This is a genomic window from Stenotrophomonas sp. YJH_SMC_94-11 (assembly GCF_059370435.1).
On the sequence record NZ_JCAFTR010000013.1, the window covers coordinates 16682 to 35257 of the forward strand.

The 18576-nt window shown below is 68.0% G+C and carries 18 protein-coding genes and 1 pseudogene; 9 read left to right on the forward strand and 10 right to left on the reverse strand.

Translation table 11 applies throughout. From position 1 onward, the window contains the following. Window positions 1–7: 7 nt before the first annotated feature. The 3 genes from AC5P74_RS18690 to coaBC are packed head-to-tail and all read right to left on the reverse strand — an operon-like array spanning window position 8 to window position 4128. On the reverse strand, window positions 8–2356 hold the full coding sequence (locus AC5P74_RS18690) for a phosphomannomutase/phosphoglucomutase (protein WP_053499476.1): 2349 nt from the start codon (window positions 2354–2356) through the stop codon (window positions 8–10). Window positions 2357–2368: 12 nt separating this feature from the next. Next, on the reverse strand, window positions 2369–2842 hold the full coding sequence (dut, locus tag AC5P74_RS18695; RefSeq protein ID WP_005420510.1) for a dUTP diphosphatase: 474 nt from the start codon (window positions 2840–2842) through the stop codon (window positions 2369–2371). Continuing rightward, window positions 2839–4128, reverse strand: a complete 1290-nt coding sequence (gene coaBC / locus AC5P74_RS18700) for a bifunctional phosphopantothenoylcysteine decarboxylase/phosphopantothenate--cysteine ligase CoaBC (protein WP_005420512.1) — start codon at window positions 4126–4128, stop codon at window positions 2839–2841. The genes dut and coaBC overlap by 4 nt, the downstream gene beginning before the upstream one ends. A 199-nt stretch (window positions 4129–4327) precedes the next feature. Here coaBC and AC5P74_RS18705 point away from each other — a divergent pair, with 199 nt between their 5' ends. From AC5P74_RS18705 to AC5P74_RS18720, 4 genes are all read left to right on the forward strand, one after another. Then, window positions 4328–4954: a response regulator gene (locus AC5P74_RS18705; RefSeq protein ID WP_005420514.1), complete on the forward strand. Its 627-nt coding sequence runs from the start codon at window positions 4328–4330 to the stop codon at window positions 4952–4954. Window positions 4955–5024: 70 nt separating this feature from the next. Beyond that, window positions 5025–5729: a RadC family protein gene (gene radC / locus AC5P74_RS18710; protein WP_014035697.1), complete on the forward strand. Its 705-nt coding sequence runs from the start codon at window positions 5025–5027 to the stop codon at window positions 5727–5729. A 114-nt stretch (window positions 5730–5843) separates the two neighbouring features. Next, complete coding sequence (gene argS, locus AC5P74_RS18715) at window positions 5844–7532, forward strand: arginine--tRNA ligase (RefSeq protein WP_005420518.1); 1689 nt, start codon at window positions 5844–5846, stop codon at window positions 7530–7532. Between the two features lie 21 nt (window positions 7533–7553). After that, the gene (locus tag AC5P74_RS18720) at window positions 7554–8441 is read left to right on the forward strand and encodes an SPOR domain-containing protein (RefSeq protein WP_053499477.1); all 888 of its coding nucleotides are present in this window, start codon (window positions 7554–7556) and stop codon (window positions 8439–8441) included. Between the two features lie 127 nt (window positions 8442–8568). Here AC5P74_RS18720 and AC5P74_RS18725 read toward each other — a convergent pair whose 3' ends face one another. Together AC5P74_RS18725 and AC5P74_RS18730 are read right to left on the reverse strand one after the other, a co-directional pair. Next, a complete protein-coding gene (locus AC5P74_RS18725; RefSeq protein WP_005420523.1) occupies window positions 8569–9321 on the reverse strand; it encodes an SDR family NAD(P)-dependent oxidoreductase in 753 nt (250 codons plus the stop codon). Between the two features lie 88 nt (window positions 9322–9409). Beyond that, entirely contained in the window at window positions 9410–9898 is a 489-nt protein-coding gene (locus AC5P74_RS18730; RefSeq protein WP_005420525.1) for a hypothetical protein, read from the reverse strand. Between the two features lie 84 nt (window positions 9899–9982). On the opposite strand from AC5P74_RS18730, the gene AC5P74_RS18735 reads away from it, so the two are divergent. Next, complete coding sequence (locus AC5P74_RS18735) at window positions 9983–10450, forward strand: YehS family protein (RefSeq protein WP_005420526.1); 468 nt, start codon at window positions 9983–9985, stop codon at window positions 10448–10450. On the opposite strand, the gene AC5P74_RS18740 is transcribed toward AC5P74_RS18735, so the two are convergent. After that, window positions 10419–11306 (reverse strand): LysR family transcriptional regulator, encoded by an 888-nt coding sequence (locus tag AC5P74_RS18740; protein WP_206619915.1) that lies wholly within the window; start codon window positions 11304–11306, stop codon window positions 10419–10421. The two genes, AC5P74_RS18735 and AC5P74_RS18740, sit on opposite strands and share 32 nt — an antisense overlap. Before the next feature lie 143 nt (window positions 11307–11449). Here AC5P74_RS18740 and AC5P74_RS18745 point away from each other — a divergent pair, with 143 nt between their 5' ends. Beyond that, on the forward strand, window positions 11450–12598 hold the full coding sequence (locus AC5P74_RS18745; protein WP_346607471.1) for an MFS transporter: 1149 nt from the start codon (window positions 11450–11452) through the stop codon (window positions 12596–12598). Here AC5P74_RS18745 and AC5P74_RS18750 read toward each other — a convergent pair. Further along, window positions 12595–13293: a TorF family putative porin gene (locus AC5P74_RS18750; RefSeq protein WP_206619913.1), complete on the reverse strand. Its 699-nt coding sequence runs from the start codon at window positions 13291–13293 to the stop codon at window positions 12595–12597. The two genes, AC5P74_RS18745 and AC5P74_RS18750, sit on opposite strands and share 4 nt — an antisense overlap. A gap of 178 nt (window positions 13294–13471) precedes the next feature. Here AC5P74_RS18750 and AC5P74_RS18755 point away from each other — a divergent pair, with 178 nt between their 5' ends. Further along, window positions 13472–13861 (forward strand): DUF6165 family protein, encoded by a 390-nt coding sequence (locus tag AC5P74_RS18755; protein WP_049414316.1) that lies wholly within the window; start codon window positions 13472–13474, stop codon window positions 13859–13861. Window positions 13862–13867: 6 nt separating this feature from the next. On the opposite strand, the gene AC5P74_RS18760 is transcribed toward AC5P74_RS18755, so the two are convergent. Further along, complete coding sequence (locus tag AC5P74_RS18760; RefSeq protein WP_032954668.1) at window positions 13868–14545, reverse strand: response regulator transcription factor; 678 nt, start codon at window positions 14543–14545, stop codon at window positions 13868–13870. A 198-nt stretch (window positions 14546–14743) separates the two neighbouring features. Continuing rightward, window positions 14744–15316 (reverse strand): OmpO family porin, encoded by a 573-nt coding sequence (locus tag AC5P74_RS18765; RefSeq protein WP_171958086.1) that lies wholly within the window; start codon window positions 15314–15316, stop codon window positions 14744–14746. Window positions 15317–15526: 210 nt separating this feature from the next. Here AC5P74_RS18765 and AC5P74_RS18770 point away from each other — a divergent pair. Together AC5P74_RS18770 and AC5P74_RS18775 are read left to right on the forward strand one after the other, a co-directional pair. Next, window positions 15527–17414, forward strand: a pseudogene (locus tag AC5P74_RS18770) (S9 family peptidase). A 91-nt stretch (window positions 17415–17505) separates the two neighbouring features. Continuing rightward, a complete protein-coding gene (locus tag AC5P74_RS18775; protein ID WP_005420538.1) occupies window positions 17506–17865 on the forward strand; it encodes a DUF1428 domain-containing protein in 360 nt (119 codons plus the stop codon). 15 nt (window positions 17866–17880) lie between these two features. Here the strand turns inward: AC5P74_RS18775 and AC5P74_RS18780 are convergent, their stop codons facing one another. After that, a complete protein-coding gene (locus tag AC5P74_RS18780) occupies window positions 17881–18573 on the reverse strand; it encodes a hypothetical protein (RefSeq protein WP_346607466.1) in 693 nt (230 codons plus the stop codon). Between the last annotated feature and the right edge of the window lie 3 nt (window positions 18574–18576).

Consider the following 18576-nt stretch of genomic DNA (forward strand, 5'->3'; position numbering starts at 1 on the left):
GGATCGGTCAGAACCCCAGCGGGGTGTCGCCCAGCACTGGTTGCAGCTGGCTGCGGAACAGGGCCTGGATGCGTTCCAGTGCCGCCTCGTCGTTGCCTTCGAAGCGCAGCACCAGCACCGGCGTGGTATTGGAGGCACGCACCAGGCCCCAGCCATCGGCGAAGTCCACGCGCAGCCCGTCGATGGTCGACAGGCGGCCACCCACATACGGGTTGTCCGGGGACTGCGCCGCCGCCACCAGCATCGCCACCAAGGCATGCGGCGTCCCGTCGGCCACCGGTACCTTCAGCTCCGGCGTGGCGACCATTTCCGGCAGCTCGCCCAGCACCTCGCCCGGCGTTTCCTCGCGCTGGGCCAGGATCTCCAGCAATCGCGCAGCGGCGTACAGACCGTCGTCGAAACCGAACCAGCGTTCCTTGAAGAAGAAGTGGCCGCTCATCTCGCCGGCCAGCTCGGCATCGGTCTCGCGCATCTTCGCCTTCATCAGCGAATGCCCGGTCTTCCACATCAGCGGGCTGCCACCGTTGCGCAACACGTGGTCGGACAGCTTGCCGGTGCACTTCACGTCGTAGATCACCATCGCGCCCGGATTGCGCATCAACACATCGGCAGCAAACAGCATCAGCAGGCGATCGGCGTAGATGATCCGGCCTTCGCCGGTCACCACGCCCAGCCGGTCGCCGTCGCCATCGAAGGCAACGCCGAGATCGGCGCCAAAGCGCTTGACCGTCTGCACCAGGTCTTCCAGGTTGGCCGGTTCGCTCGGGTCGGGATGATGGTTGGGGAAGGTACCGTCGACATCGCAGTACAGCGGGATGACGTCGGCGCCGATCGCTTCCAGCAGCTGCGGCGCCAGTGCGCCGGCCACGCCATTGCCGGCATCGGCCACGACCTTCAGCGGACGGTCCAGCTGCACGTCATCGGCGATGCGCTGGATGTAGTCGGCACTGACATCGCGCTGCTGGTAGTCGCCCGGCTCGGCGGCCTGCACCAGGCGGCCCTCGACGATGCGCTGGTAAAGATCGGTGATGGCATCGCCGGACAGCGTCTCGCCGCCGATGACCACCTTGAAGCCGTTGTACTCGGGCGGGTTATGACTGCCGGTGACTGCCACGCAGGTGCCGGTACGCAGATGGAAGGCGGCGTAGTACACGACCGGAGTCGGTGCCAGGCCGATGTCGATCACCGCGCAACCGGCGCGCCTCAGGCCCTCGGCCAACCCTGCGGCCAGTTCCGGGCCGGACAGGCGGCCATCGCGACCGATCACCACCTCGCGCAGGCCCTGCTCCAGTGCCACGGTGCCGATGGCCTGGCCGATCAGCGCCGCGGTCTTCGGTGTCAGTTCACTGCCCACCACGCCGCGGATGTCATAAGCACGGAAGATGCCGGCGGCCAGCTCTTCAGCGGGCACTGGCGGTGGCGGCGGTGGCGCGGCATCGCCACTGCCGGTCACAGCGGCCTCGGGTGGCGGCGCCTGCTGCAGGCTCTCGCTCAGGGTCGGGCCATGGTCGGCCTCGGACGCTGCGGCGCGGCGCGGCAAGGGCAGCGACTTCGGCAGTCGGTCACGTCCCACCACCAGCAACACGGCAATGAACGCCAGCAGCAACGCCACAATGGCGCTGGCCAGCGCGCCCAGGCCCAGCGGACCGGCGTCGACATTCGGCACCGACGCGACCAGCCGCAACGGTGTGCCTGCAACCGGGCGCGCAAGGGCTTCCGCACTTTCGGCCAGGCCCGCGTCGCCCTGGGTGACCAGATCGAAGCCGCCCTGGCGCAGGCCAAGGAAGCCGGCGGACGGCGCGCGCACCTGGTCCAGCGGCGAGGTCAGCCGCAGCAGCGGTTGGCGCACATAGATCACGGCCGGCCCCAAGCTGCCCAGCTGCACCGGCGCGGCCAGGCCCAGGCGATTGCCGCCGCCGTCGCGGACCACGCGCAGGCTGGGCCTGGCCTCGGCCAGCGCGGCTTCCAGCAGGGCCAGGCGTGCATACCCGAAGGTGGCCGGATCGGCATAGGCGTTGGCCAGATCGGCCGTCAGCACCTCGACCTGCTCAACTCCGGTCCAGCTCTCGCGCACGGCCAGCGCCGCCGCAGCGGCATCGCCGGCCTGCAGCGCCTGCTGCACGCGATCGTTCTTCAACTGCTGCTGCAGCTGCTGCAACTGGCCTGCAGCGGCCTGCTGCAGGCCCTGCACAGCCTGGTCACGCGCTTCTTCCAGCGCCTGCCCGTTGGCCTCCTGCCGCCATTGCTGCACCGCGCTCCATCCGAACCAGCCGGCCAACAGGATCAACAGCACCCCCAGTAGTGGTGCACTGCGACCCAACGACCGTCCCCGCTGTCCTTCCCCGATGCCGCTCATCGATGTCCCCTGTCAACGCACCCCGGTATGGCCGAATCCACCCGTGCCCCGCACGCTGTCGGTGAAAGTATCCACCACCTGCAGGCTGACGCGGGCAATCGGAACCACCACCAGCTGCGCGATGCGATCGCCGGGCTCGATGGTGAAGGCCTCGCGGCCACGGTTCCAGACGCTGATCAGCAGCGGCCCCTGGTAGTCGGCATCGATCAGGCCGGTGCCGTTGCCCAGCACGATGCCATGCCGATGGCCCAGCCCGGAACGCGGCAGGATCACCGCGCACAGGTTCGGGTCGGCAATGTGGATGGCCAGGCCGCTGGGCACCAGCGCGGTGTCGCCCGGCTGCAGGGTCAGCGCGGTATCCAGCGCCGCGCGCAGGTCCATGCCGGCGCTGGCTTCGGTGGCGTAGGCCGGCAGCGGCCAGCTGTCGCCGAAGCGCGGATCGAGCAGCTTGACCTGCAGCGGTTGGGAAAGGGATGCCTGGGTCATGCCTGGAGTCTCCGCGCGATCAGCGCCAGCAGTTGTTCGGCCAGTTCGCGCTTGGAGGTGGCCGGGAATACCTGTTCACCGTCCTGCCAGAAGGCCGTGGCGGCATTGTTGTCGCTCTCGAAACCACCGCCACTGATGCCGACCTGGTTGGCGATCACCAGGTCCAGGCGCTTGTCGATCAGCTTGCCGCGAGCATATTTCTCCACGTCATGGGTCTCGGCGGCAAAGCCGACCACCAGCTTCAGCGACTGCGTCTGCGCGGCGACTTCGGCCAGGATGTCCGGCGTGCGCACCAGCTCGATCACCAGCGACTGGCTGTCGGCGGTCTTCTTCAGCTTCTGCGCGGCGACCTGGCGCGGGGTGTAGTCGGACACTGCGGCGGCACCGATATAGATGTCGGCGGGCAGCGACTTCAGTACGGCATCGCGCATCTGCGCGGCCGAGCGCACATCGATGCGCTGCACGCCCGGCGGCGTCGGCAGCTGTACCGGGCCACTGACCAGCACCACCTGCGCGCCCAGCGCGGCGGCGGCGGCGGCCAGGGCGAAGCCCATCTTGCCGCTGCTGCGGTTGCCGACGTAGCGCACCGGATCGATGTCTTCGTAGGTCGGGCCGGCACTGATCAGCAGGCGCAACCCCTGCAGGGCACGGGTTTCCGGCGCGGCAACCGTCGCAACGACCCCGCCATTGGTCGCCAGCGCGGCCACGATGTCGCCCGGTTCGGCCAGCCGACCGGGGCCGGATTCACCTTCGGCCAGCGGGCCATCGACCGGGCCGATCACCTGCGCACCGCGCTGGCGCAGCAGGGCGATGTTGGCCTGGGTAGCCGGATGCAGCCACATCCGGTGGTTCATTGCCGGGCAGATCGTCAGCGGTGCGGTGCTGGCCAGACACAGGGTGCTGACCAGGTCATCGGCATGGCCCTGGGCCAGCCGCGCCAGCAGATCGGCGGTACCCGGCGCGACCACGATGCGGTCGGCCCAGCGGGCCAGCTCGATGTGGCCCATGGCCTGCTCGGCGGCGCTGTCCCACAGCGTGGTGCGGGTCGGCTGCCCGGACAGGGCCTGGAAGCTGAGGGGGGTGACGAACTGCTGGGCGCCGGCGGTCATCGCCACCTGCACCTGGGCGCCCGCGTCACGCAGGCGCCGCACCAGCTCCAGGGCCTTGTAGGCCGCGATCCCGCCTCCGACGCACAACAGCAGTTTCTGGCCTTCCAGCGCGCGGGCCGGCGCGGGGGAAGCGTTGGGGGAGTCAGCCACCTGGAATTCCTGTGCAAACGAGGGCATTAGCTTACCCGATGGTCGGTAATGTCCCGGTGCACAGCGCACATAGCGGGCGGCTATCAGCAGATGGGACTTGCACCACAACGCTTCCGGGGTTCAAGACACCGCGATTCGGAACTTTCCTATACCTGTAGGCCGGCCACGTTTGCAGAATCGTCAGTGGCCACCGCTGGTGTGCCGCTTCGCTTTTCGAGGATCCCGCGTGCACCCGCGCATCATCATCGCCGACGACCATCCCGTCGTCCTGCACGGCATCCGCATCGTGCTGCAGACCCATCTGATGGAGGTCGTCGGCAGCGCGCGTGACGGCGCCCAGCTGCTGCAGCTGGTCGTGCACCACGGCTGCGACGCGGTGCTGACCGACCTCTCCATGCCGGGTACCGGCCCGGATGGCCCGGAACTGATCGCTGAGCTGCGCGCACGCCACCCGGGCCTGCCCGTGGTGGTGCTCACCGGCGCCCGTCACCCCGGCCTGCTCGATGGCCTGCTGCGTGAAGGTGTCAGTGGCCTGGTCGACAAGTGCGCCGATTTCGGCGAGTTGCCGCAGGCCCTGAACGCAGCCATGGCCGGGCAGGTGTTCGTCTCGCAGCAGTTGCGCCATCACCTGCAGGCGCGCGACCTGATGTTCGCGCGTGAACCGGCGGCGCTGTCGGCCCGCGAACAGGAAGTGCTGGACCTGTTGGCCGCCGGGCTGAAAGTGAACGCCATCGCCGTCCACTGCGGCCGCAGCCCGAAAACGATCAGCCGGCAGAAGGCCGAAGCCAAGCGCAAGCTGGGGCTGCAGAACAACCAGGAGCTGTTCGCCTATCTGCAGTCGCGACGCGACTGAGGCAACAGCCTACCCGGGCGTGCGCCCTGCCCTGATGGGACGCATTACCCGCGCTGGCGATGATGCAGGCATGCCCATCCATGACTGGCCCGAGCAGGAACGTCCCCGCGAGAAGCTGATCGCCCGCGGCCCCGCCACGTTGTCCGACGCAGAGCTGCTGGCGCTGTTCCTCGGCTCTGGCTTCGGTGGACGCGACGCGGTGCAGACCGCCCGCGACCTGTTGCAGGCGCATGGCCCCCTGCGCGTGCTGCTGGACCGCCCGGCCCGCGAGCTGGCCCGGTTGCCGGGGCTGGGGCCGGCACGAAGCTGTGCCCTGGCCGCCGGCCTGGAACTGGCCCATCGCTACCTGGCCGCCGAGCTTCAGCAGGGCGAGGCGGTCGGCAACAACCCAGCCGCGGTCGGCCGCTACCTGCAGCACCGCCTGCGCGGCCAGGCCCGCGAGATCTTCATGGCGCTGTTCCTGGACAACCGCCACCGGCTGATCGCCTGCGAGGAACTGTTCCAGGGCACCATCAATGCCGCCCCGGTCTACCCCCGCGAGGTGGTGCGGCGAGCCCTGCTGCACAATGCGGCAGCGGTGATCCTCAGCCACAACCACCCCTCCGGCGACCCGGAACCCTCCGGCGCCGATACCCGGATCACCGATGAACTGCAGCAGGCGCTGGCACTGGTGGACGTACGCCTGCTGGACCACTTCGTGGTCGGCGAAGGCCGCCCCGTTTCATTTGCTGAACGGGGCCTGCTGTCCCCGCCCCAGCCACGCCTGTTCGGCTGAGCGGGCCTGACCAGGGCCGGGCAGATCCCCCCCACAGGCATGTTCTGGTCAGCGTGGGCGCGGGTATCTGCGCTAAAATGGGCGATTCCGCCGCTCATTCTCACAGCAGGCCTCGTGAAAAATCTCCTCCGCGCCCTGATCAGCCAAGGCATCGAAGCCTTGCGCGCCAATGGCACCCTGCCCGCCGACTCCCTGCCGCCGGACTTCGTGGTCGAGCGCCCGAAGACCCGTGACCATGGCGACTTCGCCACCAACGCCGCGATGCTGCTGGCCAAGGCCGCGCGCAGCAATCCGCGCGCACTGGCTCAGGCGCTGGTCGAGGCGCTTCCGCGCAGCGAGGACGTCAGCAAGGTCGAGATCGCCGGCCCCGGCTTCATCAACTTCCACCTGGCTCCGGCTGCATACCAGCGCGAAGCCGCGTCGGTCATCAAGGAAGCCCACGACTACGGCCGCAACCTGTCCGGCAATGGCCGCACGGTGGGCGTAGAGTACGTGTCGGCCAACCCGACCGGCCCGCTGCATGTCGGCCATGGCCGCGCGGCGGCGATCGGCGACTGCGTGGCCCGCGTGCTCGACGCCAACGGCTGGAACGCCAAGCGCGAGTTCTACTACAACGACGCCGGCGTACAGATCGAGAACCTGGCGCTGTCGGTGCAGGCCCGCGTGAAGGGCATTGCGCCGGACCAGGAAGGCTGGCCGGAAGGCGGCTACCGCGGTGAGTACATCGCCGATGTTGCCCGCGCCTACATGGCCGGCGCCAGCGTTGACCTGGAAGGCACGCTGGTGGTCGGCGCCAAGGACCCGGACGACATGCAGGCGATCCGTCGCTTCGCCGTGGCCTACCTGCGCAACGAGCAGAACCTGGACCTGGCCGCCTTCGGCGTCGACTTCGACATCTACTTCCTGGAAAGCTCGCTGTACGCCGATGGCAAGGTCGCCGAGGCCGTGGCCAAGCTGCAGGCCTCCGGGCACACCTACGAGGAAGGCGGCGCGTTGTGGCTGCGCAGCACCGATTTCGGTGACGACAAGGACCGCGTGATGCGCAAGTCCGACGGCACCTTCACCTACTTCGTACCGGACGTGGCCTACCACCTGTCCAAGTGGCAGCGCGGCTACGAGCGCGCGATCACCGAACTGGGTGCCGATCACCACGGCTCGCTGGCGCGCGTACGCGCCGGCCTGCAGGCGCTGGAAGTGGGCATCCCGCAGGGCTGGCCGGAATACGTGCTGCACCAGATGGTCACCGTCATGCGCGGCGGCGAGGAAGTGAAGCTGTCCAAGCGTGCCGGCAGCTATTTCACCCTGCGCGACCTGATCGAGGAGGCCGGCCGCGATGCGACCCGCTGGTTCCTGATCGCGCGCAAGCCCGATTCGCAGCTGACCTTCGACATCGACCTGGCCCGCCAGCAGAGCAACGACAATCCGGTGTTCTACGTGCAGTACGCGCACGCCCGCGTCTGCAGCCTGCTGCGCCAGGCCCAGGAAAAGGGCCTTGTGTACGAGCAGGGCAATGGCCTGGCCAATCTGGGCCGCCTGGCCGACGATGCCTCGCTGGGGCTGATGAACGAGATCTCGCGGTATCCGGAAGTGGTGGAAGCGGCCGGCGTGGCGCTGGAGCCGCACCTGGTGGCGCAGTACCTGCGTGAATTGGCGCATGCCTTCCACACGTGGTATCACGGGACGCCGGTGCTGGTGGACGACGCCACCGATCGCAACGCCAAGCTGACCCTGGCCTGCGCGGCGCGCCAGGTGCTGGCCAACGGCCTCGAACTCCTGGGCGTGAGTGCCCCGGAAAAAATGTAAGCATCAGGAGACGCAGTACACATGGCAGCACGACGCGGCAAAACCCAGGCACGACGCAACAGCAGCAGCCAGGGCACCCCCGGATGGGTGTGGCTGGTGGCCGGTGTGGCGATCGCCGCCGTGGTGTTCCTGGCGGCGCCGAACCTGTTCAAGGGCGAAGGCGATGGCTTCCTGCGTGCCGGTCCGCAGCCGAACCCGAACGCGCAGCCGGCCCCGGTCGCTGATGCCGACAGCGATGTCGGCAGCCAGCCGGCCGCGCAGCCGGCCACGTCGAAGCCGGCCGAACCGGAGAAGCCCGCCGCGACGCAGTACGACTTCTACACCCTGCTGCCGGGCAAGGAAGTGGAAATGTCCGACGCCGAACTGGCCGCCAGCGCGCGCGCCGAGGATCAGCGCCGGGCCAAGGCCGAAGCGTCGCGCGCGCAGGCCGCGCTGGAGGGCAAGCCGGTACCGCCGGCCAGTACGGCCACGCCGGCACCGACCGCAACGGCCAGCGTCGCAAGCACCGCGCCGGTAACCGCGACCAACCGTCCGTTGCCGGCACCGCTGAGCGAGCGCCCGGCCGCGGCAACCCCGTCGGCCAGCACGGCGGCCGCCACTCCGGCGCCGCGCGCGGAAAGCGCGCCCGCCGCATCGGCACCGCCGGCATCCGCGGCTGCACCGGCGGCCGCCGACAACGCCCGCTACATCCTGCAGGCAGGAGCCTTTGGGGCTTCCGGTGACGCCGAAGCCACCAAGGCCAAGCTGGCCATGATGGGCCTGGCGGCACGCGTGGAGTCGGCGCAGATCAACGGCAAGACCGTGTACCGCGTGCGCATGGGCCCGTACGGCAGTGCCGGCGAGTTGTCCGAAGCCAAGCAGAAGCTGGATGGCACCGGCCTGCAGGCGATGGCGATCAAGGCGCAGTAAGCCTGCCGATGTGAATGAAAAAGCCGGGCAGTGCCCGGCTTTTTCGTTTCTGTAGAGCCGAGCCATGCTCGGCTGAATCCAGACGAAGCCGAGCATAGGCTCGGCTCTACAGGACCCGCGAAGCAGGTCAGCCCTCGCGGGCGACCTGGAATCCGGCAAACGACTGGCTGACCGGCATCAGCTCCAGCCGGTTGATGTTCAGGTGCGGCGGCAGGCTGGCCACCCAGAAGATCTGCTCGGCGATGTCTTCGGCGGTCATCGGGTTGGCGCCGCTGTAGAGCTTGTCCGAGGCGTTCTGGTCGCCATGGGTACGTACCACGGTGAATTCGGTTTCGGCCATGCCCGGCTCGATCGTGGTCACGCGCACGCCGGTGCCGTGCAGGTCCGAACGCAGGCCCAGCGAGAACTGGCTGACGAAGGCCTTGGTGCCACCGTAGGCGTTGCCACCCGGGTACGGGTAGACGCCGGCCACCGACGAGATGTTGATGATCGCGCCCTTGCGCTCCACCAGCTGCGGCAGCAGCCGGTGGGTCAGGGTCACCAGCGCGGTGATGTTGGTGTCGATCATCGTGGTCCAGTCCGACAGCGTGGCGCTCTGTGCCGGCGCGGTGCCCTGCGCCAGGCCAGCGTTGTTGACCAGCAGGTCGATCTCGCCAAAGGCCGGCGGCAGCGCCAGCAGGGCCGCCTCCATCGCCACCGCATCGCGGATGTCGAAGGCGGCGGCGTGCACCACGTCCTTGCCGTAGCGCTCGACCAGCGGCTGCAGGCGTTCGCTGCGGCGGCCCGTGGCGATCACTTTCCAGCCGGCCTGGGCGAAGCGGTGGACGGCGGCGGCGCCGAAGCCGGACGTGGCGCCGGTAATCAGGACAGTGCGGGTCATCAGGCAACTCCAGGGGGGAAAAACCGGACGCCCATTCTGGCATTCCCGGCCCGTCCTGAGTTGCCCGCCGTCCAGCCGTCCCCCCGGCTCAACGCACGCGAAACACTCTGGCCTTGGGCAGGTCTTCGTCGACCTGCAGGAACCAGCGCCCGGCAATTCCTGGAACAACGGCGATCTGCGGCGACTGCAACACCTTGCGCAGCTTCATCTGTCCCTTCATCACCTGCCATTGCTGGCCGTTATCAAGGGTGAACAGCGTGCCGGGCTGCCAGCCTGCGACCTCTCCGACTACACGGGCACTGACCGGTTCGTCATCCAGGCCCAGATGCATTGCTGCCGGTGCCGGCACATTGGCAGGCAGCGGCGCAGCGACCGGGGCCACCGCTGCCGTCGACGCAGCGGTCGTGCTCTCTGCCTCGCGCAGTACCCGGTTCAACGCCTGCAACTGCGCTGGACTGAGCCCGACCTCGGCCAGTTGGGATGCACTGAGGCGCCGCTCGACGGGTACGAAGCGGTCCTGGGCGAAGGCAGCGAAGCTGCCGGCGAGCAGTAGTGCGGAAAACAGATACCGGCGCATGCAAGGGTCCCAGCGAACGAGTGCTCACGATGCTGCAGTTCGATGACACTCCGGTGACACGCCAGGGGCCGGTACAATTGGGCCATGATCAACAATGATGTCCTGCGCAGCGTGCGCTACTCCCTGGACCTGGGTGACCAGCACGTGGTCGCCCTGTGCCAGATGGCCGACCCGGCCTTTGCCGTGGATACCGGGCAGGTGAAGGCCTGGCTGCGCCGCGAGGACGAAGCCGGTTTCGAGGCGATGAACGACAGCGCGCTGGCGCACTTCCTCGACGGCCTGATCGTGCACCTGCGTGGCCGCGACGAGAGCCAGCCGCAGCGCGCAGTGGAAACCCGCATCGACAACAACCTGGTGCTGAAGAAGCTGCGCGTGGCGTTCCAGCTGCGCGACGTGGACCTGATGGAGATCTTTGCCAGCGCAGGTTTCAATGTCTCCAAGTCGGAAGTGGGCGCGCTGTTCCGCCAACCCGGGCACGCCAACTACCGGCGTTGCCTGGACCAGATGCTGCGCAACTTCCTCAAGGGCCTGAGCCTGCGCCTGCGCGGTTGAGCACGGCGTCGACGAACGCCCGCGCCGCTGGTGTCGGCAGGCGCTGCCAGACCAGGTGCACGCGCCGGGTCGGGGTCGGCTGCAGCGGAATCTGCACCACGCCCTGAAACCCATCGGCGATCAATGCCGGCACGATGCCGACCGCCAACCCATGGCGGACGAAGCGCTCGACCAGTTCCATCAGGTTGACCTCGAAACGGACCGTGTGCGGCAGTCCGGCTGCGGCAAAAGCATCATCGGTCTGCCGGCGTGCGCCGGTGCCGCGCGGGAAGTCGACCAGTGCTTCATCCTGCAGTGCGGCCAATGGCAGCCGCTTGCGCCCGGCCAGCCGGTGCGATGGCGCCAGTACCGCCACCAGATCCTCCTCCTGCAGCACCTGATGGCAGACACCGTCCAGCGCTGCCGAAGGCGCCAGGCCGACCAGTGCCACATCCAGCGCGCGCGACTGTACCTGCGCGATCAGGTCCTCGCTCTTGTCCACGCGCAACTGGAACTCCACCTGCGGGTGCACGCGCTGGAAGGCCGCCAGCATCGCAACAACGTCGATTCCGGTCAGCGAGGAAATCTGCCCGATGGCCAGCAACCCACGCACTTCGCCACTGACGGCGGCCACGTCGGCGCGCAGGTGGCGCAGGCTGGCCAGCACCTGGCGTGCGTGCACCAGCAACGCCTCGCCGGCGGCGGTGGCCCGCACCTGGCGCGGCAGGCGCTCGAACAGCGTGGCACCCAGTTCCTGTTCCAAGTGGGCGACCTGGTGGCTGAGCGCGGACTGCACCACGTGGCAGCGCTCGGCGGCACGGGTGAAATTGCCCTCCTCGGCCAGCGCCACGGCGAACTCGAGCTGCTTGAGATTCATACAACTATCTTGTTTTCAGATGGCATGGATGATGATGATTCATTTCCATCATGCTCGCAGCAGGCGGACACTGTGCCCCCCGCTTCCTGGAACATCGCGTGAGCCCGTCCCTTCCCCCTCTGCACCGTTGGCAGGTGCTGCTGATGTCGGTCGCCACCGGCGTGGCCGTGGCCAGCAACTACTACGCGCAACCGCTGCTGCACACCATCGCCGACGCCTTCGGCGTGCCGTTCGGCCAGGTCGGCATGGTGGTTACCGCCGCGCAGCTGAGCTATGCCGCCGGCTTGATCCTGCTGGTGCCGCTGGGTGACCTGTTCGAACGCCGCCGCCTGATCGTGGTGATGAGCCTGCTGTCGGCGGGCGGACTGGTGATCAGTGCCTGCGCACCGTCGCTGACCTGGTTGCTGGTGGGCACCGCGATCACCGGCCTGTTTTCGGTGGTGGCCCAGGTGCTGGTGCCGTTCGCCGCCACGCTGGCCGCGCAGGAACATCGTGGCCGCGTGGTCGGAACATTGATGAGTGGCCTGCTGCTGGGCATCCTGCTGGCGCGCACCGTGGCCGGCCTGCTTTCCAGCCTGGGCGACTGGCGCCTGGTGTACGCGATCGCCGCTGCCACCCTGGTGCTGACCGCACTGGCATTGCAGCGCGGCCTGCCGCGATTCCACCACAGCGCCGGCCTTGGCTATTTCGCATTGCTGCGCTCCATCGGCGAGCTGTTCGTGCGGGAACCGGTGCTGCGCCAGCGCACGCTGCTGGGCGCCTGCAGCTTCGCCATGTTCGCGATCTTCTGGACCCCGCTCGCATTCCTGCTGGCACAACCGCCGTACGCCTACAGCGACGCCACCATCGGCCTGTTCGGGCTGGTCGGTGCGGCCGGGACGCTGGCGGCGGGTCTGGCTGGTCGCATGTCCGACCGTGGCCAGACCGGACGTGCCACCGCCATTGCACTGGCGCTGTTGCTGCTGTCGTGGCTGCCACTGGGGCTGTCGGCCCACTCGCTGCTGGCGCTGCTGGTGGGCGTGGTGGTGCTGGACCTGGCCGCGCAGCTGCTGCATGTCAGCAACCAGAACCTGATCTATGCGCTGCAGCCTGCGGCACGCAACCGCCTCAATGCCGGCTACATGACCGGCTATTTCATCGGCGGCTCGCTGGGCTCGCTGCTGTCTGCACAGGTCTACCAGCGCTTCGGCTGGACCGGCGTCTGCGTGGCCGGTGCCGCCGTGGCCGTGCTGGCCCTGCTGCTGTGGCTGCCCGGCGCGCTGCGCGCGCGCCAGGCCTCGGTGGCCAGCTAGAAGTTGCCCTGTAGCGCCAGCTCCCAACGCCCCCCGGCATTGCCCGGGAACAGGCGCTTGGCCGCACTGTCGGTGTCGTGCACGGTGGCACGCAGCTCCCATGCCGGGGCCAGCGTGGCAATGGCACTGAGCTGGCCATGCAGGTAGTCCGGGCCCTGCGCGGTGGCCAGCCAGTACTGGCCCACCGCCGCTTCCAGGCGGACGCGTTCGTGCAGCGGCACAAGCACACCCAGCTGGGCATAGGTGCCGCGATGGCCACCGGCCAGTGCATCGCTGGAATGGGCGACCTGCAGCCAGGCACGCTGCTTCCAGGTCAACGTGGTGTTGAGTTCGGTCCAGTCCAGCGTGCGGCCGGTGCCCGGGTACACGTAGCGGGTCAGGTTCGCATCCAGGTTCCAGGCCGGCGCCAGTGCGCCGGACCAGCCGGCCACCAGGTCGAACTCGCTGCGCGCGCCATTGTCCGGTTTGAACGAAACGTTCGAACCCCACACGCTGGCGTACCATCCCGACGGGATCGAGACCTTCGCGCCGGCCTGCACCGCCGGGTCGCCATCGCTCTGCGAGCTGCCACGCCACACGTAGTCGCTGGTCAGTGCAGCACTGCCACTGGCCTGCACCTGTGCCTGCGCGCTGCCGATCCCGAGCAGCCCTGCCAGGGCGGCCACCAGCGCCGCCATCGTCTCCTTGCTGTTCACTGCACTGTGTTCCTCGTCGAAGGCGGTCGCGCCGCCGGGACGGCAGTGTCGGGGGCGCCGCCGTAACGGATCGAGGGCGCTGCCCGGCCTGCCGCGCAAATTCGGCGTAAATCCCGTGGATGGAGGCTACGTGCCAGCCGCGCGGTATCATGACGCCTTGTTTCCAGGAACCAACCACGTGGACGCCATCCTGACCCCGGTATCGATCGGCGAGCTGATCGACAAGATCACCATTCTCGAGATCAAGGCCGAGCGCATCGATGATGCTGCCAAGCTGGCCAACGTGCGCACCGAACTGGATGGCCTGTTGCCCTTGCTGCAGCAGCAGCTGCAGGCGCAGCCGGCATTGGACGCGCTGAAGCAGCAGCTGAAGGCGATCAACGAACGCATGTGGGACATCCAGGACCAGCTGCGCGACAAGGAAGCGGCCCAGGTGTTCGACGATGCGTTCATCCAGCTGGCACGCGGTGTCTATGGCACCAATGGCGAGCGCGTGCAGGTGAAGAACGAGATCAACCGCGTGGCCGGTTCGGCGCTGGTGGAAGAGAAGCAGTACCAGGGCGAGTAAGGCCGCTCAGCCGCATTCGAGCAGGTGGCGGAAGCGGAACAGGTCACCATCCCCGCGGATGCCGAGCTTGCGGTAGGCCGAGGTTTTCTGCGAGCTGATGGTGCTGGCCGAGCGCCCTGAGCGCAGGGCCATTTCACTGGTGCTGACGCCCTTCAGCACCAACCCGAGCACTTCACGCTCGCGCTGGCTCAGCGGCGTCAGCACCGGTGCAGATACCCGGCGTGTGCGTGGCAGCTTCAGCTCCTCGCGTAGTTCCGGTGGCACGAAGCGCCCTCCGCGAGCGACCACGTCAATGGCGCGCAGCAACGTCTCCGGTGGCATCGACTTTGACAGGAAGCCGCGCGCGCCGGCTCGCATCGCGGTGGTCACCGTACTGGCGTTGCAGTGCGCCGAGAGCACCAGCACCGGCAGCGCCGGCCAGCGCTGCGACAGCACGCGCAGCAGGGCCAATCCATCGCCCAGGTCGCCCATCGGCAGCGCATCGATCAGCAGCAGGTCGACACACCTCGGGCTGCGCTCCAGCAGCTGCAGCAGGTGCGCCTCGTTGGACAGGCTCACGCGCACCTGCACACCACTGTGTTGGCGGAGCAGAACTTCCACGCCCAACCGCAGTACCGGGTGCGGATCCAGCAGCGCCAGGCGTCGTGGCCGATCAGGCCGCAGGGGCGGGAGTGTCGGTGGCATCGCGGCCTGTCCAGGCAACATGGAACATCCACCGTAGGCCGGTGCCCGCAGCGGCGGAATCCAATTCCTTGCAATGCTCGGCCCGCGTGCGCCACCAGTCAGACGGCATTTTGTTTCGCGCCGCCACAAACGCAACAGGCCCGGCAAGAGCCGGGCCTGTCGAGACGCCTCCAGCGCGCAGGCGCGCCGGAACAGCAGTTACCAGCTGAAGCGCGGGCCGACGGTGTATTCCTTGTCGCCGTCGCGGTTCATCTTCAGTTCGCCGTTCAGGCCCCAGTTCTGGTTCAGCTTGACCTGGCCACCCAGGCGGCCGTACCACTGGCCTTCCGGATTCACGCCGTGCTTCTTGGCGTAGTCTTCGTAGCCAACCATGCCGTAGACCTCGGCGTGGGCGCCGAAGGCAGTGCGGATACCGGCTTCAGCGCTGTAGCCGTTGAAGTCCAGGCCATGCTTCGGGTCGAGCTTCTGGTAGGCAACGCGGGCAACGAAGTCGGTGCTCGGAGCGATTTCAACGTTGTAGCCGGCACCGATCTTCCACTGGTCCAGCTTGACGTTGGTGTGGTCGAATTCCTGACGGCTGTACTCACCGAAAGCGTGGAAGTTCGGCAGGAAGCCGTACGAACCCTTCACACCCCAACCGTCGGACTTGAACGCGTCGTTGTCGGTCTTGGCGTAGTCGGCTTCGGCGTAGTTGTAGGACAGGTTTTCAGCAGCCGAGGCGGTGAACGGCAGGGCAGCGGCCAGGGCCAGAGCAATCAGCGAATTCTTCATGGGGGTACACCTTTACTTTCTTATGGTGTGCAGCAGCGCCAGGGCGCCATCGCATCGGGAATGTAAATTCTCCGTTATTCGCCACAACGCTCCCTGAAAACAGCAGCCTTCGCATTGCTGAATTTTTTGGCTTGATTCAGGCTGTATCTGGCATACGCGCGCGGCGCGCGTGCATTCGAGTTCCGCTGACCCTTGCAACAGGAGGTTGCCTTGCACGTGCCTGCCCCGCTGCGGTTCCCGCTCTGCGCTGTCGTCCTCGCCTTCATCGACGGGTGTTCCACTGTATCGGCTCAGCCACTGCAGCCTTCTGATTACCAGCGCGCCGAGCGCGTGCACGACAGCCACCTGCGCGGTGCATTGCGCAATGCCTCGGTCGTGCCGAACTGGCTGGCCGATGGCCGCTTCTGGTATGAGCGCGAGGATGCACGCGGTCGACGCCAGGCGGTACTGGTCGACCCGCTACAGGCAACTGGCGAGGTCCTGTTCGAGCCCGCCGCACTGGACAGCGCGGTGGCGCCCTTCGGTGCCAGCGGGCCACGCCTGCGACTGGCCAGCGTGCAGGCAACCGACGATGGCCTGCGCCTGCGATTCAGCGGCGAGGCGCCGATCGATTGCCGGTGGCCGCGCTGGCAATGCGCGCCGTCGCAGGATGCGATGCCGCCGGCAGATGCGTTGCTTTCGCCCGCTGGCGATGCCTGGCTGCAGGTGCGCGACCACAATCTGTGGCTGCAGTCGCCCGGAACGGCGGCACGGGCACTGACCACCGGCGGCGAACCCGGTCATGGTTATGGCGTACTGCCGGACTTCACCCTCCGCGGCATTCCGCGCCGCCAGGGCCGGATGCCGGTGCGGCCGTTTGCGGTCGGCTGGTCACCGGATGGCCGCTACGTGGCCGGCATCCGCTACGACGAGCGTGCGCTGCAGGACTACCCCTATCTGGAAAGCACGCCGGCCAACAGCGCGCGCCCACGCGTGCACACCGTGAAGCTGGGGGTACTGGGCGATGCACAGCAGGTGCGCGACAGCCTGTACATCGTCGATATACGCAGCGGCCGGCAGCAGGACATCACCCTGCCCGAGGGCTGGAACATCCTGAGCGAGGCGGGCATCCTGGGCTGGGAGGGTGGCCGGTTGTACGCCGCGATGGCGCACTTCGGCATGCCACGGCGCCTGCGCCTGGTAGAGATCGACGCCGGCAGCGGTGCGCTGCGCACCGTGCTGGAGGAGTCCAGTGATACCCGCCTGCAGCTCAACGTGGCTGCTGGCCGCCGACGGGCGCACGCCGATCTTCGCCACCATCTACCTGCCCCGCGACTATCGCGATGACGGCAGCTTCCCGGTGATCGACGCGATGTACGGCGGTGCTTTCATCAGCAATGCGCCGGTCACCTATGCCGAAGCGGTCTCGGCGCAGAACCCGGTATCCCGCGCCAGCCTCGCCGAGCTCGGCTTCGTGGTGGTCAGCATCGATGCCCGCGGCACCGGCGGCCGCGACAAGGCATTCCATGACAGCAGCTTCCTGCACGGCGCCGATGTACAGCTCGATGACCATGTGGCCGCACTGCGCCAGCTGGGCGAACGCTACCAGGGTATCGATCTGCAGCGGGTCGGCATCTATGGGCATTCGTTCGGCGGCTACAGCGCGGCGCGTGCCCTGCTGCGCTACCCCGCGTTCTACAGGGTGGCCGTGGCCTCGGCCGGCAGCCACAATTTCCAGGGCATGTACGGCGGCGCCCTGCACGGCATGGACCGGCTGTTCGGTGGCGTGGTGCCAGCCACAGCCATGGCCGATGGCGTGCCGGCCCCCTTTGCCGGTCTCGACAATGCGGCGCTGGCCGGCAACCTGCGCGGGCATCTGCTGCTGGTCTATGGCGAACTGGACGAGAACGCGCCACCCGCGCTGACCCTGCAGCTGGCCGCGGCCCTGAACAAGGCCCAGCGTAGCTACGACCTGCTGTACCTGGCTCGACAGGACCACGAACTGTTCCGCAACGACGCCACCTATACGCACCGCATGTGGGACTACTTCGTGCGCCACCTGGCCGGCCAGCAGCCACCGGATACGGCGCTGGCCCCGCTCCCGGGTGGCCCAGGCTGAACAGGCGTACGCGGGATGTCGATCCCCGCCGCGCTGGTTCGTCGTGTATTTGAAGGCCGTGCATGTGGCACGGTCCATCCGGAGGCTGGCAATGAGCTACATCGATGGTTTCGTCCTGGCGGTTCCCACCGCCAACAAGGAGAAGTTCCTCGCCCATGCACGCACAGGAGATCCGGTCTTCATCGAGTACGGCGCACTGCGCGTGGTGGAGTGCTGGGGCGATGACGTGCCGCACGGCAAGACCACCGATTTCTTCGGCGCGGTGAAAGCCACGCCGGACGAGACGGTGGTGTTTTCCTGGATCGAATGGCCCGACAAATCGACCCGCGACGCCGGTATGAAGAAGATGATGGAAGACCCGCGGTTTGATCCAACGAAGAATCCGATGCCGTTTGACGGTGCGCGGATGATCTACGGCGGCTTCGTGCCGATCTACGAGCTGACCCGCTGAACCCGGCGGACGTGCTCAGCGCGCGTCCGTTTCATCGCTGGCAGCGGCATGGCCGGCGCCCAGTGCGGCGCCGGCACCGAGGCCCATGCCGCCCATGCCAGTGCCCATTCCGCCGCCCCCACCTCCGCCACCACCCGCACGGCCGCCCTTGGCATCGCCATCGTTGCGCCCCTTGCCGCCACCACTGGCAGCGGGGCGGGTCGGCCCCTGCGGCGGAATCCGCAGGTCGGGAGGAATCGGCGCCAGGTCCAGCGCTTCGCGCACGAAGTCGCGCAGCGAGACCACCAGTTCGTGGGTATGCACCGGTCGCCCCTGTGCCAGTTCGTTGGCAGCGCGCGCGGCCAGCCGCACCTGTTCGTCGGTGCCCAGCAACAGGATGTCCGAGAGCGCGGCCTCGACCGCATCGCGGATGCGGCGCGTTCGATCTGAACGCGGTTCGGCGATGCCTTCGGCCGCTTCGCGCTGGCGCAGATCACGGCGATGGCTGGGATCCACGCCCAGTTCACCAGTGAATGAACCGCCCAGGGTCTTGTAGGCCGCCATCAGTGTGCGCAGCCGCTCGTTGATCTGCCGGTTCTCGCGCTCGCGACGCTGCTGCAGGGTCTGCATCACCAGCAGGCGGATGCCCACGCCCAGCAGGGTGATCAGGACCAGGCCGGCCAACGTGGACAGCACGCCCTGCCAGGAACTGAAATCGATACCGCGCATGCT

Bases quoted from the DNA above. Each gene is read 5' to 3' on its own strand.
- AC5P74_RS18690 (WP_053499476.1), bottom strand. From the start codon at position 2,356: ATGAGCGGCATCGGGGAAGGACAGCGGGGACGGTCGTTGGGTCGCAGT.
- dut (WP_005420510.1), bottom strand. From the start codon at position 2,842: ATGACCCAGGCATCCCTTTCCCAACCGCTGCAGGTCAAGCTGCTCGAT.
- AC5P74_RS18720 (WP_053499477.1), top strand. From the start codon at position 7,554: ATGGCAGCACGACGCGGCAAAACCCAGGCACGACGCAACAGCAGCAGC.
- radC (WP_014035697.1), top strand. From the start codon at position 5,025: ATGCCCATCCATGACTGGCCCGAGCAGGAACGTCCCCGCGAGAAGCTG.
- AC5P74_RS18725 (WP_005420523.1), bottom strand. From the start codon at position 9,321: ATGACCCGCACTGTCCTGATTACCGGCGCCACGTCCGGCTTCGGCGCC.
- coaBC (WP_005420512.1), bottom strand. From the start codon at position 4,128: ATGCCCTCGTTTGCACAGGAATTCCAGGTGGCTGACTCCCCCAACGCT.
- AC5P74_RS18780 (WP_346607466.1), bottom strand. From the start codon at position 18,573: ATGCGCGGTATCGATTTCAGTTCCTGGCAGGGCGTGCTGTCCACGTTG.
- AC5P74_RS18775 (WP_005420538.1), top strand. From the start codon at position 17,506: ATGAGCTACATCGATGGTTTCGTCCTGGCGGTTCCCACCGCCAACAAG.
- AC5P74_RS18760 (WP_032954668.1), bottom strand. From the start codon at position 14,545: ATGCCACCGACACTCCCGCCCCTGCGGCCTGATCGGCCACGACGCCTG.
- AC5P74_RS18765 (WP_171958086.1), bottom strand. From the start codon at position 15,316: ATGAAGAATTCGCTGATTGCTCTGGCCCTGGCCGCTGCCCTGCCGTTC.
- AC5P74_RS18735 (WP_005420526.1), top strand. From the start codon at position 9,983: ATGATCAACAATGATGTCCTGCGCAGCGTGCGCTACTCCCTGGACCTG.
- AC5P74_RS18745 (WP_346607471.1), top strand. From the start codon at position 11,450: ATGTCGGTCGCCACCGGCGTGGCCGTGGCCAGCAACTACTACGCGCAA.
- AC5P74_RS18730 (WP_005420525.1), bottom strand. From the start codon at position 9,898: ATGCGCCGGTATCTGTTTTCCGCACTACTGCTCGCCGGCAGCTTCGCT.
- AC5P74_RS18740 (WP_206619915.1), bottom strand. From the start codon at position 11,306: ATGAATCTCAAGCAGCTCGAGTTCGCCGTGGCGCTGGCCGAGGAGGGC.